We start from the raw sequence: 14557 nt of genomic DNA, 5'->3' as shown, positions 1-14557 counted from the left end.
GCGTCTTACTTAAGGTTTCTTTCAAGCGGTAAGATTGTTGTAAAAGTTGCAAACCTTTTCGGTAATCTCACCGCTTTTCTTATAAAAATTATATAAACCTATCCCACTAACCTTTCTTGTAGTCGGAGAAAAAAAATAGAAATCGTACTTCGTCTGTTACTACGCCGATTAATGGCATTACCACTGATGATGCTTGGCGTAAGTGCATTAGTTTTTATCATTCTACAGTTCACACCTGGAGATCCAGCTTCTGTTGCATTGGGTGAAAGTGCAAGTGATGCTGCGAAAGAATTGTATCGTGAACAACACGGATTGAACGATCCTGTTATCGTCCAATACTTTCGTTTCATTGGTAACGTTTTGGTACTTGACTTCGGTCTAACCACACCGCCGGAACAGCCAATCACCTCATTGATTGCAAAAGCCTTCCCACTTACATTACAACTTACTTTCATTGGGGTCTTTTTAGCAGCAATCGTATCATTCTCTTTAGGGATTATTGCGGCACTCTACCGTGACCGTTGGGCAGACCAAGTTATCCGCCTACTCTCAGTAGCGGCAGTGGCAACCCCATCATTCTGGTTAGGTATCTTATTAATTCAATACTTCTCTCTTGAATTAGACTGGCTTCCATCAGGTGGGTTTGTGTCATTTAGTGAAGATCCAACAGAATATTTCCGTTCAATGGCATTACCAGCATTAGCATTGGCAATCCCTGTATGTGCGTCATTAATTCGTGTGGTGCGTACCACAATGGTAGAAGAAATGGACAAAGATTATGTGCGTACAGCAATTGGTAATGGCGTACCTTATGCAACGGTTATTCGTCATAACGTATTGCGTAATGCCTTAATTACCCCTGTTACTGTTTTAGGCTTGCGTGTCGGCTACCTACTGGGTGGTGCAGTGGTTATCGAACAAATCTTCGACTTACCGGGAATGGGTAAATTGATTTTTAACGGTATCGTAAACCACGACTTACACCTCGTACAAGGGGTCGTATTGACCATCGCCTTTACTTTCGTCTTGGTGAATATCATTGTAGATATTCTTTACTTACTGATTAATCCAAAAATTCGGAGTTTATAATGTTTCGCCAAGGATTAGCTGATAGACTTGCTTCAGGCGGGGCAAGATTTAAAGCATTATCAACCGCCTCTAAACTCGCATTAGGATTTATTGTGCTTGTAGCATTACTGGCTATTTTAGCACCGTGGGTATCACCATACGACCCATTGCAAACCCTTCGCCCGGTTCAAGCACCAAATGCAGATTACTGGTTTGGGACAGACCGTCTTGGACGTGATATTTTATCTCGCTTAATTTACGGTGCTCAAACATCACTCTTTATCGGACTTGGTGCAGTAGGACTTGCCATTGTTCTAGGAAGTATCTTAGGGGCAACAGCCGCTACCGCAGACAAACTTGGTAACGAAGTCATTATGCGTTTTATGGACATCTTAATGGCATTCCCTGGTATTGCACTTGCCGCAGTATTGCTTGCAACCTTAGGTAACGCAGTGCCGATTATCATCTTAGCCATTGCGATTGTTTACACCCCACAACTTGCTCGTGTGGTGCGTGCTAACGTGGTTTCTCAATGGGAAGAAGATTATGTCCGTGCAGAACGTGTTATCGGTGGTAGCCGTACCTACATCTTAGTCAAACACGTTGTTCGCAACTCAGCCGCACCTGTATTAGTCTTTGCAACCGTAATGGTAGCTGATGCGATTGTTCTTGAGGCTTCTCTCTCTTTCTTAGGTGCAGGTGTACAACTTCCACAACCATCTTGGGGAAATATCCTGTCAGAAGGACGTAACATCGTATTAAGTGGTTTCTGGTGGGCAACAACCTTTGCTGGTTTGGCTATTCTCCTAACAGTACTCTCGCTCAACATTCTCTCAGAAGGTTTAACTGACGCGTTAGTCAATCCAAAATTGAAACGTAGCCCAACCACATCAAAAGAAGACGTATCAAAACCGCTTTCAACAGATGTACAAGAAGCAATGGCAGAAAGTCTTGCATTAAAACGCTACTTACTCAAATTGCACGAGAAAGAAGCAACTCGCACAGACCGTATGCAATTAAACCCAAATGCAAAACCGATTTTACAGGTGAAAAACCTCTCAATCCGTTTCCCAAATCGTTATGGCGATATTCCGCTTGTCGATAATATCAGCTTTACCGTTAATGAAGGCGAAACAATGGGATTAGTGGGCGAGTCTGGCTGTGGTAAATCTATCTCTGCCTTCTCAATTATGGGCTTATTACCACCGACAGCCAAAATCACTGGGGAAATTCTCTTTACCGACCGTGCAGGCAACCAACACGATCTCTTAAAAACCGATAAGCTCAACGAATTACGTGGACACGAGATCTCTATGATCTACCAAGATGCCTTAAGTGCATTAAACCCATCAATGCGTATTAAAGACCAAATGGCACAGCTTATCAGCCGTGGTGGTAAACAATCTGCTGAAACCCTATTAAAATGGGTAAAACTCGATCCAGAGAAAACCTTAAACCGCTACCCACACGAATTATCGGGTGGTCAGCGTCAGCGTGTATTGATCGCAATGGCATTAGCACGTGAACCAAAATTACTTATCGCTGATGAACCAACCACAGCCCTTGACGTAACCGTTCAAGCCGAAGTAATTAAATTACTCAACGAATTGCGTGAAAAACTTGGCTTTGCAATGGTGTTCGTGAGCCACGACCTTGCATTAGTCGCACAAATGGCACACCACATCATCGTAATGTACGCAGGACAAGTAGTGGAAATGGCACCGACTTCAGCGTTATTGTCTAACCCAACACACGAATATACACGAGGCTTGCTCGGTTCTGTACTCTCAACAGAATGTCGTGCAGAGCGTTTATATCAAATCCCGGGCAGTGTTCCATCACCGTTTGATTTTGCGAAAGGCGACCGCTTTGCAAGCCGTTCATTACGTCCAGATGCAAATCCAAATCAACGCTTGAAACTTGTACCAGCAAGCGACAATCCGAAACACCTTTGGGCTTCACATTTGGAGGGATAAACAATGAGTATGAAACCATTAAAAGAACAGCCTATCATTGAATTAGAGAACATTGTTGTAAGGTTCCCATCTCGTGATGGCACGCTGTTTAACCCGAAAAAATTCACAGCCGTAGACGGTGTGAGCTTAGAAGTCAATGCAGGTGAAACGGTCGGTTTAGTAGGACAATCTGGTTGCGGAAAATCTACCCTAGCAAACGTGATTATCGGCTTACAAAAACCGACATCAGGCACAGCCAAATTCAACGGCTTACAAATGAAATACGGCAGTGCAGAAGCCCGTAAACAGTTTGGCCGTCAAGTATCGGTGATCTTCCAAGACCCGGCAACAGCGTTAAACCCTCGTATGCGAGTATTGGATATTTTGAAAGACCCGATGGATATTCACAACGTACTGCAACCGCACGAACGTGAAAAACGTGTTTACGACTTACTTTCTCGTGTTGGTTTACCACGTTCCGCCGCACTTGTTGAGCCAACTCGTTTATCTGGTGGACAAAAACAACGTGTAGCGATTGCTCGTGCGTTAGCGTTAAATCCAAAACTGATTGTTGCAGACGAACCAACCTCAGCACTTGACGTATCCGTTCGTGCACAGGTACTAAACCTGTTAGCCGATCTGAAAAAAGAGTTAAATCTTGCGATGGTGTTTATCTCTCACGATTTACAAACCGTCCGCCAAGTTTCAGATAGAATTGTGGTAATGAATGGTGGATTAATTGTTGAGCAAGGTAATGCCGCCGATGTATTCGACACACCAAAAGAAGAGTACACCAAAATTCTATTAGATGCAGCGCCGTCGTTATTATAGTTTAATTATGCGTCTATCTATGACTGTTTAAGTAGTCGTTAGTAGGCGCATTTCTTTTTATTATGAAGGAAATACATTATATGCTCTGTTATTTTCTCTTTAGTCCAAGTCTAGTGATGAACAGCGTTGCCAAATAATGGGCTTTCTGATGTTCGCTTGCACGGCAACAATGGGAATAGGCTTTTATAGTAGCAATGAAATCATGACTATTGGGGGAGGCAAGCTACTTAAACAAGCTATACCTCTCACAAATACACTTTATCTAACAGAAATTCAGACTAGAATTGATGGCGATACTTTTTGAATTTCAATGAAATGGAATGGGAAGTCGTTAAAGAAAAAATGGTCTGAAGTAGATGAAAAAAATAATTGCTGCCGTCGATTTGAGCCTCTCCCACAATTTGTGTAAATACCTGTTTCTGAGATAATACATTCAGACACAGGTATTTTATTATGAACGAAAAACAACTTCACGCCTTGGCAGCGGAATTTGCCAAAAACCTAAAAACACCAGAAGACCTCAATCAATTTTCACGGATGCTCAAGAAAATTACCGTCGAGGCTGCGTTAAATGATGAACTGACCGACCATCTTGGTTATCTAAAACGAAGATTCAGCTTTGCATTGTGCATTTAGTGCGTAACAGCTTGAAATTCGTTTCGTGGAAAGATTACAAAGCCGTCACCGCAGATTTAAAGCAGGTTTATCAAGCCCCGACGGAAGCACAGGCTCGCGAAAATCTGACCGCACTTTCGCAAAAATGGCAGGCAAAATACCCGCTTGTGGCGAAAGGCTGGGAAGATAACTGGGCAAATATTGCCACATTTTTTGATTATCCGGCTGATATTCGTAAAGCGATTTATACCACGAATGCCGTGGAATCGCTTAATAGCGTGATTCGTCGCGTGATTAAAAAACGAAATGTATTCCCGACGGATGATTCAGTTTTCAAAGTGATTTGGCTTGCGATTAAAGATGCATCAAAAAAATGGACAATGCCGATTCAGAACTGGAAACTGGCGATGAATCGATTTATGATTGATTTTGGTGATCGCCTAGACGATCACCGTTAAGTTGAAATGGGTGTTTACACAGAATTTGGGATAGGGTCATTTGTGATTTTATCTAAACAATCCTAACGCTTTAAATAAATAGTTTGCGTCAAGTTATGTAAATATAGCTCCCACTAGTACGATAATTGAGCTCTTACAATGAAACATGAAAAACTATATTTACATCTACTTTTATATAACTGCCACTTTCCTAACTTAAATATATTCTACCTTAATAATATCAAATTCAACATTTCCGCCAGGTGTTTGTATATGTACATTGTCGTCAATTTCTTTCCCAACTAATCCTCTTGCTATAGGAGAGTTGACGGAAATTAAGCCATCCTTAATATTTGCTTCATCATCACCAACAATACGATAAGTCACACATTCATCTGTATTTACATTGAGTAAAGTCACTGTAGAGCCAAAAATAACCTTACCAGTATTAATCATATTCTTTACATCAATAATCTGAGCATTTCCCAATTTGCTTTCAATTTCTTTAATTCGCCCTTCGCAGAATCCTTGCTGCTCTCTCGCAGCATGATACTCAGCATTTTCTTTCAAATCTCCATGTTCCCTAGCCTCAGTAATCGCACTAATTATTTCTGGACGGCGAACATTCTTTAAAAAATCTAATTCTTCACGTAATTGCTCTGCACCACGCACTGTCATAGGAATTTGTTTCATATTTTATCCTTAATAGAAAAGTTCTTACCAAAATTAGAGAATGTCTTGGCAGAAAAAGAGATATAATCTAGTATTAGTCGACTATTATTCATTTTCTTTATAAAAATAGCAACCTTACTATGATTTCATTTTCGCTCAAACAACTTAGAATTTTACTTTTAACTCTTTTTTATATGCCTTATAGTGCTTCAGCAGAGGTCGATATTACACCGTTCATCTCTCATTTACCTAAAGGTACATCAATCAGTGTTATCGCTAAAAATTTATCTACCGATCAAATTGTTGTCGATTATCAAAGTGATCTGTTTATGTTGCCAGCTAGTACTCAAAAAGTATTTACTGCTTTAGCCTCTAAGATCATGCTGAACACAGATTTTAAATTTCAAACAGCACTCTTGACGAATGGTATAATTGAGAATGGGGTGCTAGAGGGAGATTTAATCGCCAAATTTACTGGAGATCCTACTTTAACTAGCGGTCAGTTATTTCAACTAATTTCACAATTAAAAGAACAGGGCATACATAAGATTAGTGGCAATTTGATCATAGATACATCTGTATTTGCTAGTCATGATAAAGCCATCGGCTGGGTATGGAATGATCTGAGCCACTGTTTTAGTGCTCCCTCCTCTGCAGTAAATATCGATCAAAATTGTTTTTATGTGAATTTAGATGCAAATCAATCTATTGGAAGTCTGATTAAAATTAGCGTTCCTAGCGCCTATCCAGTACAAGTATTTAGTAGTGCCTATGTTGCTGACAAATCTGAAGCAAATTTCTGTGAACTTGATGTCGTTGTACATGATAACAATCGCTACTACATTAAAGGTTGCTTATCTAAACAAACTAAACCTGTTGGATTGAGTTTTGCCGTGCAAGACACTACAAGCTATGGAGGGAATGTTATTAAAGCTAATTTAAAACGTATTGGGATTCAATTTAATGGTAATATTCAACAGGAGAATTAGAGAGTAAAACCCAAAGAGGACCTTTAACACAGTTTGAATATAACTTGTTTATGGCATTATACAATAATTAAGGATATAAGACCGACTTAAACCTGTAACAACAGTTGTATAAATTTGGGTATTATTTTGTATACAATGTTTCTTTATTTGTCTATTACACCACTTTTAAACAATATTCGCTTCGGTTTATTTCAATAAATAAAGGGGCGACAGCCCCTTTAACTTTATGCTCCTAGCAATTTATTCATCCGTTTAATAAACGCCGTTGCATTTTCCAATGTGCCACGTTCAGCGAGTAACGCTTGTTCAAACAAGAGTTCAATCCAGTCGTTGAATTCTGCTTCGTCAGCAATATCAGCTATACGTTTTACCATTGAATGTTCAGGGTTTAACTCGAAAGTATATTTCACTTCAGGGGCTTGTTGTCCCATTGCGGCGAACAGTTTTGCCATTTGCGTGGTCATTTCATCGCTGTCAGTTGAAACAACGGCCGGCGTATCGGTCAAGCGGTGAGTTAGGACCACTTTTTTGACACGCTCGCCTAAATAGCCTTTGGCTCTCTCTAAGAAGCTCGCAAATTCAGCTTCTTGTACTTTTTGGGTTTCTTCTTCCTCTTTGTCAGCAAGATCACCTAAATCTAAATCTGATTTAGTAATACTTTGTAATGGCTTGCCGTCAAATTCGGTTAAATGGCTGATAAACCATTCATCAATGCGGTCAGAAAGTAGTAAGACTTCAATGCCTTTTTTGTTGAACAGCTCTAAGTGTGGGCTGTTTTTCGCTGCTTGATAGCTGTCGGCAGTTAAGAAGTAAATCGCTTTCTGACCTTCTTTCATTCTTGCAATATAATCGCTCAAACTGACCGCTTGTTCGCTACTGTCAGTATGCGTTGAAGCAAAGCGAACTAAGGCTGCCACTTGGTTTTTATTTGCGAAATCTTCCCCTACACCTTCTTTCAAGACTAAACCGAACGCATTCCAAAATTGTTGATATTGTTCAATGTTGTCTTTCGCCAGTTTTTCCAACATTTGTAAGGAACGTTTAGTTAGAGCTGTGCGGAGTGATTGGGTGACTTTGTTCTCTTGCAAAATTTCACGGCTGACATTCAGTGGTAAGTCGTTGGTGTCCAACAACCCACGCATAAAGCGAAGATAATTCGGCATAAAGACTTCCACATCGTCCATAATAAACACACGTTGCACATAGAGTTTTAAGCCGTGTTTTTGTTCACGCTGGAACAGATCCCAAGGGGCTTTACTTGGTACATAAAGTAGGCTGGTATATTCTTGTTTACCTTCAACTTTATTGTGCGACCAAATTAACGGATCGGCAAAATCGTGGCTGATATGTTTGTAGAACTCTTTGTATTCTTCATCAGAAATCTCATTTTTAGAGCGTGTCCAGAGTGCTTGAGCTTTGTTAATTTTTTCCCATTTGGTGCCAGTTTCTTTGCCTTCATCGTCATACTCTTTGGTTTGAATTTCCACCGCTAAACCGATATGGTCAGAGTATTTACCGATAATGTCACGCAAACGCCACTCGCTTAAAAACTCTTTTTCATCATCACGCAAGTGTAAAATCACGTCCGTACCACGTCCTGCTTTTTCAATATCGGCAACGGTGTAATCGCCTTCGCCTGCCGATTCCCACAATACGCCTTGACTTGCATCACTGCCTGCGGCTCGAGTGCGAACGGTCACTTTATCAGCAACGATAAAAGAGGAGTAGAAGCCAACCCCGAATTGCCCGATTAATTGGCTGTCTTTCGCTTGGTCTGAACCGAGTGCATTTAAAAACTCTTTGGTGCCTGATTTAGCAATGGTGCCGAGATGATCGATCACTTGCTCACGGCTCATACCGATACCGTTATCGCTGATAGTGATTGTGCCTAAGGCTTCATCAATACTGATACGCACACGCAATTCACCGTCGCCCTCATAAAGTTCGGGTTGAGAAAGAGCTTTGAAACGCAATTTATCAGCAGCGTCCGACGCATTGGAAATTAACTCACGCAAAAAGATCTCTTTATTAGAATAGAGTGAGTGGATCATTAATTGAAGCAGTTGTTTGACTTCCGACTGAAAGCCACGGGTTTCTTGGTTTGTACTCATATTGTTTCCTTTATGATATATAGAATGATCGATATTCTTCCCCAGCTTGCGGGGGAAGTGGTTGAGCAAAGCGAAACCGATGGGGGATTGTTTGTTAGCCCTCATCCCCCTTGCAAGCAAGGGGACTTCCCCCATAAATGGGGGAAGAATATAAAAAATAACGCCCTACTAAATAGGGCGTTATTCTTAAATTTCAAGGGAATTATTTGGCATTGTGTAACATTATAACGAAAATTATTCATCTTCCGTAAAACGTTTTGCTTTATATTTCGGGTTCATCAAGTTTTCGACCGATAAAATATCGTCTAACTGTTCTTTTGTCAGCAAGCCACGCTCTAACACCACTTCACGCACGCTTCTGCCTGTGGTTGCACAGATTTTACCAACAATATCGCCTTCGTGGTGTCCGATAAACGGATTGAGATAGGTCACAATACCGATAGAGTTAAATACATAACCTTCACAAATCTCTTTGTTCACCGTGATACCGTCAATACATTTATCACGCAAGTTCACACAAGCATTTGCCAAGATGTCGATAGACTCAAACATCGCTTGTCCGATAACAGGCTCCATCACATTTAATTGCAATTGCCCTGCTTCCGCAGCAAAGGTAATACAAGTATCGTTACCAATAATTTTAAAGCAAACTTGGTTCACCACTTCTGGCACAACAGGGTTTACTTTCGCTGGCATAATGGAAGAACCTGCTTGCAATTCAGGCAAGTTGATTTCATTTAAGCCTGCACGCGGGCCTGATGAAAGCAAACGCAAGTCGTTACAAATTTTAGACAATTTCACCGCCGTACGTTTTAACGCCCCGTGAACCATCACATAAGCACCACAGTCAGATGTCGCTTCGATTAAGTGTTCAGATAAGGTGCAAGGTAACTGGGTGACTTCCGCAAGGTATTTCACTGCAAGCGGTGCGTAACCTTCTGGCGTATTCAAACCTGTACCGATTGCCGTTGCCCCTAAGTTTACTTCAAGCAATAACTCAGCGGTACGTTTTAAGTTTTTCACTTCTTCATCTAACAATACAGAAAATGCTTTGAACTCTTGTCCAACGGTCATTGGCACAGCGTCTTGCAACTGGGTGCGTCCCATTTTTAAGATATTTGCAAACTCATTAGCTTTATTTTCAAAACCGTGTTGCAAGTAAAGTACTTTGCTGATTAATTGCATAATGCTGTTGTAAACGGCAATACGGAAACCTGTCGGATAAGCGTCGTTGGTAGATTGGCTTGCATTAACGTGATCCATTGGATTGATGATGTGGTATTCACCTTTTTTATGCCCTAATAATTCCAGTGCTAAGTTTGCCACCACTTCATTGGTATTCATATTCACCGAAGTACCCGCTCCCCCTTGATACACATCAGATGGGAACTGATCCATACAACGACCATTCACTAAAATCTCATCACAGGCTTGCACAATCGCTTTTGCAATTTTCTTCGGAATTGCCCCTAACTCGCCATTAGCAAGTGCAGTCGCCTTTTTCACCATCACCATACCACGCACAAACTCAGGTACATCAGAAATGGTATTTTTAGAAATATTAAAATTTTCCACGGCGCGTAAAGTATGGATACCCCAGTAAACATCATTAGAAACTTCACGTTCACCTAATAGATCGACTTCAATACGCATATTGCTCATTATTGCTTTCCTTTTATATGTTACATATTTGTGAAGAGATCATAACGAGAAGCTGACATAAAAAATGTGATCTGGATCATATTTTCAAAATGGATTAGGGCGATATAAATTGCCGTTTCGGATTAGTTTTTTTTTATGATAAAAGGCCCTTTGAGGGTAAAGGGCTCAAATATGTTCTACAAGCAGATTAATCGTCAATCGCATAACCCTGTGGCGATAACAGTTGATTATCCAAATAGGCTTTGCCTTCCACTAATTTCAATCTATCGTCACAGAACCATTGCACCACAAGGGGATAACAGCGATGTTCTTGTTCATAAACACGCTCAATCACATCATCTAATTCATCATCAGGATAAATCGGCACTTTCGCTTGTAGAATAATTGCACCGCCATCAACTTCTTCATTGACGAAGTGAATGGTTGTGCCGTGTTCGGTATCGCCTGCGTCCATTGCCCGTTGATGTGGATTTAAACCTGCATATTTAGGCAAAAGTGATGGGTGAATATTGAGAATTTTACCCGTAAAGCGAGCGGTAAATTCAGGAGTAAGAATTTTCATATAGCCAGCTAAGACAATCAAATCGACTTGCAGAGCTTCAATTTGTTCTGCAATGGCATTATCCATTGCCAGATTATCTGAAAAGTCTTTTTTGGTAAAAATAAAGGTAGAAATTCCCGCTTGCTTGGCTCTTTCTAAACCGTAAGCGGTGGCTTTATTAGATATAACAGCGCAAATTCTGCCGTTGATTTTTCCAGTATCAATAGCATCAATAATAGCTTGTAAATTTGAGCCATTGCCAGAAATCATGACGACAATATTTTTCATAATATCGTCTCCGTTATCACATTTTCTTTCCATATTACTATAGTTATCCTATTACGGTATAAACTAAGTTAAAATCTAAGCTCTTTTCAAAAATTCTGATTTCAATAAAAGTTTTCCACAATCTACATTGTGATCACCAGCGACTAGACGAATCCCTTTATATTTAGTTCCTTTTTTCAGTACTTCTGAGGATCCTTTCAATTTTAGGTCTTTAATTAAGATAACATCGTCACCGTCAGCAAGTAAGTTTCCATTGCTATCCTTTACGATCAATTGATCTTCATCGACTTCAACTTCATTACCAGTCCATTCGTTTCCGCAATCAGGGCAAACAAATTGAATTGAATCGTGGTAAGTATTTTCGCTTTTACAAGCAGGGCAAATAGGGTAATCCATAAATATCCTCAATAGATTTAAAAAAACGCTATTCTACTACAAGTGGTAAAATTTGAGGGATTTTTTGTAAAAATGAATAAAAAATTGGGGTATTAAATGAATATCCCAACAACGAAAAATAATTTACTGCAACACCGCAATATATTTCAACATCACCCCAGCGGCAATCGCTGAACCTATTACCCCAGCAACGTTTGGACCCATTGCGTGCATTAATAGGAAGTTCTGTTTATCTGCCTCAAGTCCCAATTTATTTGATACACGAGCAGCCATAGGCACTGCAGATACACCTGCTGAACCAATCAACGGATTAATCGGGGTCTTGCTAAAACGGTTCATTATTTTTGCCATAATCACACCGCTTGCGGTACCAATACCAAAGGCGATAATCCCTAATGCTAAAATGCCTAAGGTTTGTGGTTGTAGAAATTTATCGGCAATTAATTTAGAACCAACAGATAAGCCAAGGAAAATCGTGACCGTATTGATTAACGCATTTTGAGCAACATCGCTTAATCTTTCGACTACGCCACTCACTCGCATTAAGTTACCAAAACAGAACATACCTAACAACGGAGCAGCGTCAGGAAGCAATAATGCAACCAAAATCAACAACACAATCGGAAACAGTACTTTCTCACGTGTGCTAACATTTCGTAACTGCACCATCTTAATTTTACGTTCTTGCTCTGTCGTTAAGGCACGCATAATCGGAGGCTGAATTAATGGCACTAACGCCATATAAGAATAAGCTGCTACCGCAATAGCTCCCAACAACTCAGGGGCGAGCTTACTGGCAAGATAAATTGCCGTTGGACCGTCTGCCCCACCAATAATCCCGATAGCAGCTGCTTGTGGTAAAGTGAAGTCAATCACACCCAACCAGTTTAAACCCACCGCTCCTAATACCGTTGCAAAGATACCAAATTGAGCTGCTGCACCCAAGAGCAATGTTTTCGGGTTAGCGAGTAAAGGCCCAAAATCCGTCATTGCCCCAACGCCCATAAAGATCACAAGCGGTGCAACGCCCGAATTAATTGCCACTTGGTAGAACTGAGCCAATACCCCAGAGGTGGAATCTATACAAAAATAGAAAAAACAGCATATCTATTCTTAATTCTTGTACAACATCTATTTTTCTCTTCTTCACTTTATGTGTGAAAAAGTTGGTTGCATTAGCTGTAAAAAAGCTGCACACTTATCAGTGTATACTCCATACATCGCTTACATTTACAGAGTTGTACATGTCACTGAGTGACAGATTTTCATTTCTTGGGCATCGCAAATCCTCTGTGTGTGATATGGCATTTGCTTCATTTATCTGTCTTTATTTCCAAAAGAATGTTGTAAATAACATCTTTGGGGGTGAATGTAGACGATGTTATCAGGTTGTACAAGGAACTAAACCCTCACAGGAGGAAAATACTATGCACATTTTCAATCAAGGTAAATACAAAAGCCTGCACGCTCAAGAAGTTGGTGAACTCGATGCAGTTCGTCAGGCGGTTGAACAGGATCAGGATTTCCGCCCAACCTACCATCTCGCACCACCAACGGGATTGCTCAACGATCCAAATGGCTTAATCTTTGACGGTGAAAAATATCATATTTTTTATCAATGGTTTCCTTACGATGCGTTACACGGAATGAAACATTGGAAACATCTGATGACAAAGGATTTCCAAACATTTACTGAAGCTGATCCGCTTATTCCTGATGAGATGTTTGAATCCCACGGTTGTTATTCGGGTGGGGCGATTTTATGGCAAGATAAGATTGTTGCGTTCTATACGGGCAATACGCGTCGAGCGAGCGATAATCAGCGTGTGCCACATCAAAATATTGCTATTTTTGATAAATCGGGCAAATTGCTTGAAAAGCGTTGTATTATCGATCAAGCACCACAAGGCTATACGGAACACGTTCGTGATCCAAAACCTTTTGTTACCGCAGAAGGCAAAATCCGTTTTGTATTAGGCGCTCAACGTGAAAACCTAACAGGCACAGGCTTGCTCTATGAAATGGATAACCTAGAAGCTACCCCACGTTTACTCTCTGAAATTGCGATTAATGATTTTGATAATAGCAACGTATTTATGTGGGAATGCCCCGATTTGTTCAAATTGGCGGATAAAGATCTGTTCGTCTGGTCGCCACAGGGTAAATTGCGTGAAGCGACACGTTTCCAAAATAATTACCACGCCACTTATGCGTTAGGTCAATTCGCTGGCTCAACGCTGACAGCAGAACATATTGAAGAGCTAGATTATGGCTTTGATTTCTATGCACCGCAGACTGTCCAGAATGCAGAAGGGATTTTATACGGCTGGGTTGGTTTGCCGGATTTGACTTATCCAACGGATAAGTATAAATGGCACTCAATGCTGACAATGCCTCGCCAGCTTTCCGTTAAACAGAGCAAAATTTTCCAACAGCCAGTCAAAGAGATTTACGCACAATTGCAGAATAAAGTGTCGTTGAGTGTGAACGGGATTACGGAAGTAGAAAACCTAGACACCGCATATTTGCAATTTAATGTGGAAAATCAACCGCTTGTAATCCGTTTCTTTGATAACGAGCAGGGGCAAAATCTGACTTTCCGTTATGAAAATGGGCGAGTTACCCTAGATCGTTCAGCAACAGATCAAACAGATCTAATGAAGCAATTTGGTGAACAACGCTATTGCGAAGTCGAAAAATTAGAGAATGTCGAGATCTTCTTTGACCGTTCTGTGGTTGAGATTTTCCTCAATAATGGTGAAAAAGCGATGACTTCTCGTTTCTTTATTAAAGGGCGAGAGAATTGTTTGGAAACATCAAGGCTGCTTGAAATTATAAGTGTAAATCTATTAAAAGAGTTTTAAATATACCGTGTAATTCAATTCATAATCCACTGGTAATCAGTGGATTATGTAATATTGGAAAAAATTTATAAGAGCCTTTTATATTTCTTAAGTTAAAAAGCATAGTAGACAAAATTGTTGCTAATGTT

The 14557-nt window shown here is 40.4% G+C and carries 12 protein-coding genes and 3 pseudogenes; 9 read left to right on the top strand and 6 right to left on the bottom strand.

Translation table 11 applies throughout. From position 1 onward, the window contains the following. Positions 1-135 precede the first annotated feature (135 nt). From J1G47_RS02295 to J1G47_RS02275, 6 genes and pseudogenes are all read left to right on the top strand, one after another. Positions 136-1089 (top strand): ABC transporter permease, encoded by a 954-nt coding sequence (locus J1G47_RS02295; protein ID WP_026916539.1) that lies wholly within the window; start codon positions 136-138, stop codon positions 1087-1089. Beyond that, a complete protein-coding gene (locus J1G47_RS02290; RefSeq protein WP_010786225.1) occupies positions 1089-3044 on the top strand; it encodes a dipeptide/oligopeptide/nickel ABC transporter permease/ATP-binding protein in 1956 nt (651 codons plus the stop codon). Before J1G47_RS02295 ends, J1G47_RS02290 begins: the two co-directional genes overlap by 1 nt. Before the next feature lie 3 nt (positions 3045-3047). Next, complete coding sequence (locus J1G47_RS02285; RefSeq protein ID WP_160403290.1) at positions 3048-3854, top strand: ABC transporter ATP-binding protein; 807 nt, start codon at positions 3048-3050, stop codon at positions 3852-3854. Between the two features lie 136 nt (positions 3855-3990). Continuing rightward, positions 3991-4158 carry a dihydrofolate reductase gene (locus J1G47_RS12190; protein ID WP_016527527.1) on the top strand — a complete coding sequence of 56 codons (168 nt, stop codon included), beginning with the start codon at positions 3991-3993 and terminating at the stop codon, positions 4156-4158. 149 nt (positions 4159-4307) lie between these two features. Further along, positions 4308-4490 carry a hypothetical protein gene (locus tag J1G47_RS11725; RefSeq protein WP_016528517.1) on the top strand — a complete coding sequence of 61 codons (183 nt, stop codon included), beginning with the start codon at positions 4308-4310 and terminating at the stop codon, positions 4488-4490. Next, positions 4457-4927 (top strand): annotated as a pseudogene (locus tag J1G47_RS02275) (IS256 family transposase); the annotation flags it as partial. The gene J1G47_RS11725 and the pseudogene J1G47_RS02275, both read left to right, overlap by 34 nt. Positions 4928-5122: 195 nt before the next feature. On the opposite strand, the gene greA reads toward J1G47_RS02275, so the two are convergent. Further along, positions 5123-5599: a transcription elongation factor GreA gene (greA, locus tag J1G47_RS02270; protein ID WP_005712395.1), complete on the bottom strand. Its 477-nt coding sequence runs from the start codon at positions 5597-5599 to the stop codon at positions 5123-5125. 173 nt (positions 5600-5772) lie between these two features. On the opposite strand from greA, the pseudogene dacB reads away from it, so the two are divergent. Next, positions 5773-6558: pseudogene (dacB, locus tag J1G47_RS02265) on the top strand (D-alanyl-D-alanine carboxypeptidase/D-alanyl-D-alanine endopeptidase); the annotation flags it as partial. 233 nt (positions 6559-6791) lie between these two features. Here dacB and htpG read toward each other — a convergent pair. Then, complete coding sequence (gene htpG / locus J1G47_RS02260; protein WP_010786228.1) at positions 6792-8678, bottom strand: molecular chaperone HtpG; 1887 nt, start codon at positions 8676-8678, stop codon at positions 6792-6794. A gap of 24 nt (positions 8679-8702) precedes the next feature. On the opposite strand from htpG, the gene J1G47_RS02255 reads away from it, so the two are divergent. After that, complete coding sequence (locus tag J1G47_RS02255) at positions 8703-8906, top strand: hypothetical protein (RefSeq protein WP_010786229.1); 204 nt, start codon at positions 8703-8705, stop codon at positions 8904-8906. A gap of 6 nt (positions 8907-8912) precedes the next feature. Here J1G47_RS02255 and aspA read toward each other — a convergent pair whose 3' ends face one another. The 4 genes and pseudogenes from aspA to J1G47_RS02235 form a co-directional block, all read right to left on the bottom strand. Continuing rightward, positions 8913-10340, bottom strand: coding sequence for an aspartate ammonia-lyase (aspA, locus tag J1G47_RS02250; protein WP_207326729.1), 1428 nt, complete (start codon positions 10338-10340; stop codon positions 8913-8915). 187 nt (positions 10341-10527) lie between these two features. Then, on the bottom strand, positions 10528-11169 hold the full coding sequence (purN, locus tag J1G47_RS02245; RefSeq protein ID WP_026917144.1) for a phosphoribosylglycinamide formyltransferase: 642 nt from the start codon (positions 11167-11169) through the stop codon (positions 10528-10530). Between the two features lie 75 nt (positions 11170-11244). Then, positions 11245-11565: a zinc ribbon domain-containing protein YjdM gene (locus J1G47_RS02240; protein WP_010786232.1), complete on the bottom strand. Its 321-nt coding sequence runs from the start codon at positions 11563-11565 to the stop codon at positions 11245-11247. Between the two features lie 123 nt (positions 11566-11688). Next, positions 11689-12639, bottom strand: a pseudogene (locus tag J1G47_RS02235) (sodium ion-translocating decarboxylase subunit beta); the annotation flags it as partial. 353 nt (positions 12640-12992) lie between these two features. Here J1G47_RS02235 and J1G47_RS02230 point away from each other — a divergent pair. Continuing rightward, positions 12993-14429 carry a glycoside hydrolase family 32 protein gene (locus J1G47_RS02230; protein ID WP_005712410.1) on the top strand — a complete coding sequence of 479 codons (1437 nt, stop codon included), beginning with the start codon at positions 12993-12995 and terminating at the stop codon, positions 14427-14429. Positions 14430-14557: the final 128 nt, after the last annotated feature.

The organism is Glaesserella parasuis, from assembly GCF_017352235.1.
In the GTDB taxonomy this organism is placed as follows: Bacteria; Pseudomonadota; Gammaproteobacteria; order Enterobacterales; family Pasteurellaceae; genus Glaesserella; species Glaesserella parasuis.
Note: the sequence above shows the minus strand (reverse complement) of the source record. Positions and strands in the feature narration are given on the sequence as shown.

Excerpts from the sequence above, each read along its gene's own strand:
- J1G47_RS02240 (WP_010786232.1), bottom strand. The coding sequence starts at position 11,565 with ATGGATTACCCTATTTGCCCTGCTTGTAAAAGCGAAAATACTTACCAC.
- J1G47_RS02255 (WP_010786229.1), top strand. The coding sequence starts at position 8,703 with ATGATCGATATTCTTCCCCAGCTTGCGGGGGAAGTGGTTGAGCAAAGC.
- greA (WP_005712395.1), bottom strand. The coding sequence starts at position 5,599 with ATGAAACAAATTCCTATGACAGTGCGTGGTGCAGAGCAATTACGTGAA.
- J1G47_RS12190 (WP_016527527.1), top strand. The coding sequence starts at position 3,991 with ATGGGCTTTCTGATGTTCGCTTGCACGGCAACAATGGGAATAGGCTTT.
- J1G47_RS02290 (WP_010786225.1), top strand. The coding sequence starts at position 1,089 with ATGTTTCGCCAAGGATTAGCTGATAGACTTGCTTCAGGCGGGGCAAGA.
- aspA (WP_207326729.1), bottom strand. The coding sequence starts at position 10,340 with ATGAGCAATATGCGTATTGAAGTCGATCTATTAGGTGAACGTGAAGTT.
- J1G47_RS11725 (WP_016528517.1), top strand. The coding sequence starts at position 4,308 with ATGAACGAAAAACAACTTCACGCCTTGGCAGCGGAATTTGCCAAAAAC.
- J1G47_RS02285 (WP_160403290.1), top strand. The coding sequence starts at position 3,048 with ATGAGTATGAAACCATTAAAAGAACAGCCTATCATTGAATTAGAGAAC.
- purN (WP_026917144.1), bottom strand. The coding sequence starts at position 11,169 with ATGAAAAATATTGTCGTCATGATTTCTGGCAATGGCTCAAATTTACAA.
- htpG (WP_010786228.1), bottom strand. The coding sequence starts at position 8,678 with ATGAGTACAAACCAAGAAACCCGTGGCTTTCAGTCGGAAGTCAAACAA.
- J1G47_RS02230 (WP_005712410.1), top strand. The coding sequence starts at position 12,993 with ATGCACATTTTCAATCAAGGTAAATACAAAAGCCTGCACGCTCAAGAA.